Source organism: Streptomyces sp. OfavH-34-F, from assembly GCF_022347745.1.
In the GTDB taxonomy this organism is placed as follows: Bacteria; Actinomycetota; Actinomycetes; order Streptomycetales; family Streptomycetaceae; genus Streptomyces.
The window spans coordinates 1-7,653 of sequence record NZ_JAKRGC010000310.1; the positions used below are offsets into that span (position 1 = coordinate 1).

Annotated in this window: 7 protein-coding genes; 4 read left to right on the top strand and 3 right to left on the bottom strand. The window is 73.0% G+C overall.

What is annotated here, in order from left to right; translation table 11 throughout:
• The 4 genes from MHW47_RS29255 to MHW47_RS29270 all read left to right on the top strand — a co-directional run.
• Positions 1-1,011 (top strand): PLP-dependent aminotransferase family protein (locus MHW47_RS29255; protein ID WP_239226776.1); only part of this gene is annotated, 1,011 nt, incomplete at its 5' end.
• Between the two features lie 283 nt (positions 1,012-1,294).
• Entirely contained in the window at positions 1,295-2,377 is a 1,083-nt protein-coding gene (gene gntD / locus MHW47_RS29260; RefSeq protein WP_239226777.1) for a guanitoxin biosynthesis L-enduracididine beta-hydroxylase GntD, read from the top strand.
• Between the two features lie 93 nt (positions 2,378-2,470).
• Positions 2,471-3,739 carry an ATP-grasp domain-containing protein gene (locus MHW47_RS29265; RefSeq protein ID WP_239226778.1) on the top strand — a complete coding sequence of 423 codons (1,269 nt, stop codon included), beginning with the start codon at positions 2,471-2,473 and terminating at the stop codon, positions 3,737-3,739.
• A gap of 62 nt (positions 3,740-3,801) precedes the next feature.
• A complete protein-coding gene (locus MHW47_RS29270) occupies positions 3,802-5,106 on the top strand; it encodes an MFS transporter (RefSeq protein ID WP_239226779.1) in 1,305 nt (434 codons plus the stop codon).
• Positions 5,107-5,437: 331 nt separating this feature from the next.
• Here the strand turns inward: MHW47_RS29270 and MHW47_RS29275 are convergent, their stop codons facing one another.
• The 3 genes from MHW47_RS29275 to MHW47_RS29285 all read right to left on the bottom strand — a co-directional run.
• Positions 5,438-5,743, bottom strand: a complete 306-nt coding sequence (locus MHW47_RS29275) for an acyl carrier protein (RefSeq protein ID WP_239226780.1) — start codon at positions 5,741-5,743, stop codon at positions 5,438-5,440.
• A gap of 32 nt (positions 5,744-5,775) precedes the next feature.
• On the bottom strand, positions 5,776-6,420 hold the full coding sequence (locus tag MHW47_RS29280; protein ID WP_239226781.1) for an FMN-binding negative transcriptional regulator: 645 nt from the start codon (positions 6,418-6,420) through the stop codon (positions 5,776-5,778).
• 26 nt (positions 6,421-6,446) lie between these two features.
• Positions 6,447-7,653 (bottom strand): M17 family metallopeptidase (locus MHW47_RS29285; RefSeq protein ID WP_239226783.1); only part of this gene is annotated, 1,207 nt, incomplete at its 5' end.

Below are 7,653 nucleotides of genomic sequence, written 5' to 3' on the forward strand. Positions count from 1 at the left end.
GAGACGGCCCGCACGGCGGCCCCGACCCGCTACCAGGACGCGGCCGGGCTGCCCGGACTGCGCGCCGCGCTCGCCGACCACCTGGCCCGGACCCGCGGCCTGGTCTGCGCCCCCGACGACATCGTGGTGACCAGCGGCACGACCCAGTCCATGGACCTGGTCTTCCGCACGCTGCTGCGCCCGGGCGACGCCGTCGGCTGCGAGGACCCCGGCCACCCGGTCGTGCGCTCCCTCATCCGGGCCCACGGCCTGGAGGCGGCCCCGGTGCCGGTCGACGAGGACGGCGCACGGGTCGAGGTGCTGGCGGCCCGCGCCCGGGCGCCCCGGCTGGCGCACGTCACGCCCTCGCACCAGTTCCCGCTGGGGGTGCGGATGAGCGTCGGCAGGCGGCTCGACCTCGTCGCCTGGGCGCGCGCGCACGACTCCTGGATCGTGGAGGACGACTACGACAGCGAGTACCGCTACAACGGCCCGCCGCTGCCGTCCCTGGCCGGACTCGACCGGGACCGGGTCATCTACCTCGGTACCCTGTCCAAGGTCCTCACCCCGGCGCTGCGCTGCGGCTATCTGGTCGCACCGGGCGAACTGCCCCGCCGCATCGCCGAGTTGAAGGACATCGTGGACGGCCCGCTCAGCTGGCCGGTGCAGCACACCGTGCTGCGGATGCTCTCCTCCGGCGCGCTGGAGCGGCGCGTGCGCCGGACCCGGCTGCACTACGCCCGCGCCAGGAACGTACTGCGGGAGGCGCTGGAACCGGTGGCGGACCTCGTGACGCTCACCGGGCTGGAGGCCGGACTGCACGCCGTGCTGCTGCTCGCGGACGGCATCGACGGCGCCCGGGTGGCGCGCCGGGCCGCCGCGCTCGGCGTGGAGGTCGCCCCGCTGTCCGCCTTCCGGCAGGGCCTTTCCGCCACCGAAGGGCTGGTGGTCGGGTACGGCGGGCTGCCCCTGGAGGACCTCGCCGCAGCCGTCTCGATCCTGACGGAGGCGATCGCCGAACACCGTCCGTGACGCGGTGGTGTCCGTGTGCGGACTTGTCCTCACACGGACACGGAGAGTGTTGGACGGCGGTGATCGGGGTCCTCCAGACTTTCGTGCAGGGAGTTCTCCCGTATACGAGGCGAGGTCCCGTGCCGGGCACCGTCCGCCCGGCAGCGGGAGACGCCTCGGCCCCACGCCGGCCGACCGGGGCGCGCCACCGTTGCCCGTCGCCCCTGTCGTTCGCCCCTCCGGGGGCCGTACGGAGTCCTCCGCGCCGGCGCTTCAGACCTCTTCACGACAAAGGATCGTCACCGTGCCGAACTTGACTGTGCCCACGGCCCCCGAGCTGACGTTGCGTGCCGCCGACGGGGTGCCGTGCCTGGAGCTCACGGACACCGAGCGGACCCAGGTGCAGGACATCGCGGACCACGTGCTGGACACCGAGCCCGGCCTGCCGCTGGAGCAGCGGCTCGACCAGCTCTCCCTCCTCTCGCACGAGCTTCCGGCGCGGGTGCGGGCCACCGTCGGCCAGTTCCGGCTCACCGGCCGCCCGTTCGGCGGCTTCGTGATCTCGAACCTGCCGATCGACGAGGCCCAGGCCGGCCCCACCCCGCTGAGCTACACGGACGTGCCGGACAGCCGGGAGGCCCGGCGGGCCGCCGCGTCGCTGCTGCTGCTCGGCTCGCTCCTGGGCGACCCGGTCTCCTACCTCACCCAGCAGCGCGGCCGGATGGTCCTCGACCTCTTCCCGATCGCCGGGCACGAGAACGAGCAGCTCGGCTCCAGCTCCACGGTCAACCTGGAGTGGCACAACGAGGACGCCTTCCACCCGCTGCGCGCCGACTGGATCATGCTGATCGGGCTGCGGAACCACGACAAGGTCCCGACGACCTTCGCACCGGTCCAGGAGGTCGAAATCGACGACCGGACCCGCGAGGTGCTCTTCCAGGAGCGGTTCGTGATCCTGCCCGACGAGTCGCACACCGCCAGCTTCAACGCCGGCACCACCGGCGTCGAGGAGGGCGACTGGGTCGCCGAGGCGTTCCGCAAGATCGCCGAGATGAACGAGGAGCCCCGCCGCACCTCGGTGCTCTCCGGCAACCCGGAGTCGCCCTTCATCTGCATCGACCCCGCCTTCATGCCGCGCGACCTCGACCCGGAGGCCGCCGCCGCCCTGGACGCGATCATCAAGGGCATCGACGCGAAGCTGCGCGACGTGGCGCTCGCGCCCGGCGAGATGCTGATCGTCGACAACAAGCGGGCCGTGCACGGCCGCCGCCCGTTCGCCGCCCGCTACGACGGGACGGACCGCTGGCTGCGCCGCATCAACGTGATGGCCGATCTGCGCAAGGCGGAGGGGCGCCGCTACTCGGACCACGGCCGGGCCCTGGTCTGACCGTGCCCCCGGCCGGCCGGAACGTTCCGGCCGGCCACCCCCCGCCCCACCCCGTCAGCCCGCACCACCGCTCCGCACGAGAAGGAACGTCACATGTCTCACTCGCTCCCCGGCACCGGTGAACGGCGCACCCGGGTCCTCATCGTCGAGCCGGTCTCCTCGGGAACCAGAATGGTCGAGGACGCCCACCGGCTCGGGTTCGAGGTCGTCGTGGCCAGCGCCGGCGTGGACGACCGCAGCCTGCCGCCCGGGTTCGAGGGGTTCGTGGACACCCTGCTCACCGTCGACACCAACGACGAACGGGCGCTCGCGGACGCGGTGGTGGCGTACCACGCGGAACACCCGCTGGACGCGCTCGTGCCGGGCGCGGAGTTCTACATCCCCGCCGTGACCCGGCTGGTGCACCGCCTCGGTCTGCCGGGGCTGCCGCTCGAAGCGGTCGACCTGGTCCGCAACAAGGCCCTGATGCGGGAGCGGACCGCCGAGGCCGGACTGCGGGTGCCGCGGCACGCCCGGGCCGGGACGCCGGAGGAGGTCGAGCGCGCCGCCGAGACCATCGGCTTCCCGTGCGTGATCAAGCCCGTCGAGTCGTCGGGCAGCATCCACGTCCGCCGCGCCGACACGGTCGGCGAACTGCTCGCGGCCTACGCGGAACTGGCCGCGGACCGCCGCCTGGACCTGGGCTTCGCCATGGACACCCGGGTAGTCGTCGAGGAGTACGTGACCGGCCCCGAGTTCAGCGCCGACGGCTACGTCCACGACGGCGAGGTCGTGGTGCTCTCGGTGACCCGTAAACTCCTCGGCCCGGAACCGTACTTCGTGGAGCTGGGGCACATCGTCCCGTCGGCCGTGCCGCCGCTGGTGCGGGAGCGCGTGACGGAGTACGTGCGGGGCGTCACGGAGGCCGTGCGCATCACGTCAGGGCCGTTCCACTGCGAACTGCGGCTGCCCGGCGACGAGCCCGTCCTGATCGAGATCGCCGCCCGGCTGCCCGGCGACCGGATCACCGAACTCGTGCAGCTCTCGACCGGGACCTCGATGTCGCGGGCGATGCTCGCCGCGTACCTGGGCCGGTCGCCGCAGGACCTCGGGGCGGACGTCGGCCGGCAGGTGAAGTGCGCCGGAATCCGCTACTTCACCGCCCCGGACCTCACCCGCTACTCCGAGCTGAAGGGCTGGGACGCGATGGCCGCCCGGCCCGAGGTGACGGAGACCGGCGTGGTGATCGCCCCGGGCGAGGAGATCCCGCCCCTGCACGACTTCCGCGGCCGCATCGGGTACGCGCTGTTCTCGGCCGACTCGCCGGAACAGGCCCAGGAGATCTGGCGGAGCCTCGGCGAGACGGTGGTCCCCGTGCCGTAGGCGGCGCCCGTCCGCAGGGGCCCGCGCCCCCCGAGACCGAGACCCCTTCTCACGGAGCCCTCATGACCCCCCTCTCCTCGCGCCTCGGCAGCACCCTGCACCGCTACTACGCGCTGCGCGCGGTCGGCTGGATGACCGACCAGCTGATCCAGTTCCTGCTTCCGGTGCTCGCCTACCAGGCCACCGGCGAACTCTCCTGGTCCGGGCTCGTCCTGGCCGCCCAGTGGGTGCCCCGGCTGCTGTCGCTGCCGGTCGCCGGGCACCTCGCCGACCGGTTTCCCGAGCAGCGCATCTACCGGGCCAACGACCTCGTCCGGGTGGGGCTCGGCGTGGTGGCGGCGATCCTCACCGTGGTCCTGGAGAGCCAGGCCTTCGCCGTCGTCATCGTCTTCGCCCTGCTGGCCGGGATCTGCTGCGAGCAGGTCCTCGTGGCGGGCGAGAAGCTGGCGGGCTCGCTCGTGGCGCCCGAGGACATGCACCGTGCGCAGAGCGTGCTGAGCGGGATCGAGCAGGGGACGCTGCTGCTCGCCCCGGTCGTCGGCGGGGCCCTGCTGCTGACCGGCCCGCTGCCGATCGTGGTGGTGGTCGCGGGGCTGTTCGGGGTGAGCCTGCTGCTGAGCCTCGGGCTGCCGCGCGGGGCGGGGACCGCCGCGCCGGAACCGGCCCCCGCCGGGGGCGGAGCGGCCCGCCGCCTGCTGGCGGACGCGGTGACCGGCGTCCGCAACGTGGTGCGGATTCCGGTGCTCAGGACGATCGTCCTGGCCACCATGTGCGTCAACGTCATGCTCGGTGTGATCCAGGGGGTGGCCCCCGCCCTCGCGGACCGCTACGGCCGCAACGAGGGGGCCCTGGGCCTCGTGTACTCGGCCGCCGGCCTGGTGGCGATGGTGACGCTGACGGCGGCGCCCCGGCTGATCCGCCGCTACGGCTTCCTCGGGGTGGCCGCCGTGAGCACGGTGGTGCAGGGCGTCGTCTTCGTCGCGCTGGGCCCCACCACCGGGTTCTTCTTCTTCGCGGGGCTGGTCGCGGTGTTCATGGCGGGGGACAGCGTGTTCAGCGTCGTCATCCGCACGCTGCGGCTGCGGGTGGTGGCCAGCGAGGAGTTCGGGCGTACGGTCGCCGCCGTCTCCCTGCTGAACTTCCTCTCGCTGCCCCTGGCCGGTGGGCTGCTGGCGGTGACCGGCCACGCGGTGCCGCTCGTCGTGCTCATCCCGGCGGTGGGGGCGGCGGCGATGGCCTGCCTCGCGGTGCTGATGATGCGGCTCAAGCGGTACATGGCCGCCGAACCGGCCCTGTTCGCGACGGAGCGGCCCGCCGCCGGGGCGGACGCGGACGGGCCGGCCGAGGCCCCACATCCCGCAATGTGAGTTCATAGCCTGTTTTTGGTTGCGAAATTATGTACCGATCCTCGAATATAGATGCGGTGTGACTGGAGCCGTGTTCGAGTGATCACTCTCCGTCACTCTCGCTCCGGCGTTCGGATGCCGGGCGATCTTCGGCGACCACGAAGTGGGGGAATGGCTGAAATGGGTACTGCACACAGTCTCTTGGCTACGAAGCGTGAAGGCGACCGGGGCGCTTCGGCGGCGAACGGCGGGCCCGGAGGTGTCATCGTTCTGGGCGATCTGATCTGGGGCTGAGCCGACCACCCTCACTCCCTGCATACCTATGCAGGGAGTGAGGGTGAGGCATATCCAGTCACAGTTCGCCGACCTCCCGGTCCCCGCCGGCCGCCGAAAGCTCCCTCACATGGCGGGTCAGACCACCGAGCGTGGGGTTCTCGACCACCGCGAGCATCGAGAGCGGAACGTCCAGCTCCTCGGAGAGGACGGTCACCATCCGCATGGCCAGGAGCGACGAGGCGCCCAGGGTGAAGAAGTTGTCCTCCTCCGCGAGCCGCAGGCCGGGCTCGGCGAAGAGGTCGCGCCAGACCGCCGAGATCCGCTCGCGGACCTCTTCGTGGGAGGCTCCGGCGGTCAGGGGCGGCAGGGGGTGTGCGGACATGTCGGTGAGCCTTTCTCGTTCACGTCTCTGGTTCAGCCGAGTCGTTCGGCGTTGTGCGCGTGCAACTGGTCCGCGAAGTGCGCCGCGGAGTCGAAGGGGCGGCTGCGGAAGGAGGCGATCTGCGCGAGGACGTCCTCCTCCTTCTTGTTCTGGCCGAACTTGAAGATGCCGTCGATCCGGTCGATGGGCAGCTCGAAGGCGACGATCATCGTGCGGAACTGCTCGACCAGCTCCCCGGGCACCCGGTCCAGCGTCCAGGGCTCCTTCGGCAGCCGGCGGGCCTCCTCGGCCGCGATCAGGTCCTCGAGCTGCCGCAGCTCCTCGTCGGCGTCCAGCAGCCGGGGCCGCCCGTAGACGTGCACCGCCGCGTAGTTCCAGGTCGGGAAGTGCGTCTCGGTCGCGTAGTCGTCCGGGCAGATGTACGCGTGCGGGCCGACGAACGCGGCCATCACCTCGGCGCCCTCCGCGAGGACCGGCACCACCGGATTGACCTTGGCCAGATGGGCGCGGAGCCGGCCGCGGGGGCCGTCGCCCGGCCCCTTGTCGAGCACGAAGGGGATGTGGGTGCCGTGCGGCCGGCCGTCCACCGTCGCGGTGAGCATGCCGAAGGGATGGGCCTCGATCAGCCGGTGCTGCTGGGCGAGTTCCTCGGAGCGGTACAGCTCGGGTGCGTACATGGAAGATCCTCGGGAGATGGGGCGGCTCAGCGGAGGCAGAGCCAGCGGGCCAGGGTGCCGGTGCCGTACCCGGTGGCACCCGCGTTGTAGTAGCCGTCGATCCTGGGCGACCACGCCGGTTCGGTGATCTCCAGGTGGGCCCAGCCGGCCGCCGGGGCGAACCGGCGCAGGAAGGCGGCGGCCGTGGCGGCGTCCCCGCTCTCCGGCCCGGCGGACCGCAGGTTGGCGAAGGGCGCCCACAGCTCGTCGTCGTACTCGTCCACGAGCGGGAGCGGCCACAGCAGTTCGCCCGCCGCACGACCGGCCGCGACGAGTTCCGCCGCGAGCGCGTCGTCCGTGCTCCACAGCCCGGCCGCCTTCGGGCCGAGCGCCGCCGCGACCGGCAGGCCGAGCGCGGAGACGCTGACCGTACGGGCCGCCCCCAGCCGGGCCGCCAGGTGCAGGGCGTCCGCCAGCATCAGGCGGCCGTGCGCGTCCTCGTGGTTGACCTCGACCGTGGCGCCGGAGGCCGTCGTGACCAGGTCGCCCACCCGCAGCGCACCCGGCCCCGCGGCCTTCGCCAGCGCCGGGATCAGGAACTGGACCTCCGTCCGGCCGCCCAGCGCCGACAGCGCGGCGGCCGCGCCCAGCACCGCACCGGCCCCCGCCATGTACTTCTTCGCCCCCTGGACCGCCCCGCCGGACCGGAGCACGCCCCGGTCGTCATGGGTGAGGCCCAGGCCGATCAGGGCGACGGGCGGCCCGGCGGGGTCGGCGGGCCGGAAGCCGAGCCGGATGAAGCGCGCCGGGTCCGCGCCGCCGGCCGCCGCCGCGGCGAAGCCGGTCAGCCCCTGCGCGGCGCACCGGTCCGCGTCCCACACCTCCAGCGAGAAGCGGTCGTCGCCGTCGGCGATCGCCGCCGCCTCCCGGGCGAGCCGCTCCGGGGTGATCAGATTGGCCGGCGCGGCCACCAGCTCCCGCGCCAGCACGACGGCGTCGGTGAACACCCCGGCACGCCGCAGCGGTTCGTCCGCCGCCTCGCAGCCGAGCAGTTCGGCGCTCTCCGGCTCCCTCGGCAGGTCGGAGCCGTAGTCCGCGCGGAACCGGTCGGTCAGCACGTTCCACCGGCCGCAGTGCACGGCCAGGCTCAGCCCCTCCACGACGTACTCGGCGATCTCCTTGCCGCCCGCGCGCCAGGACGGCAGCGCCACCGCCACCCGCCGGTTGGGGCCGCTGGTCAGCGTCCGGGCCAGC

Excerpts from the sequence above, each read along its gene's own strand:
- MHW47_RS29265 (WP_239226778.1), top strand. The coding sequence starts at position 2,471 with ATGTCTCACTCGCTCCCCGGCACCGGTGAACGGCGCACCCGGGTCCTC.
- MHW47_RS29270 (WP_239226779.1), top strand. The coding sequence starts at position 3,802 with ATGACCCCCCTCTCCTCGCGCCTCGGCAGCACCCTGCACCGCTACTAC.
- MHW47_RS29275 (WP_239226780.1), bottom strand. The coding sequence starts at position 5,743 with ATGTCCGCACACCCCCTGCCGCCCCTGACCGCCGGAGCCTCCCACGAA.
- MHW47_RS29280 (WP_239226781.1), bottom strand. The coding sequence starts at position 6,420 with ATGTACGCACCCGAGCTGTACCGCTCCGAGGAACTCGCCCAGCAGCAC.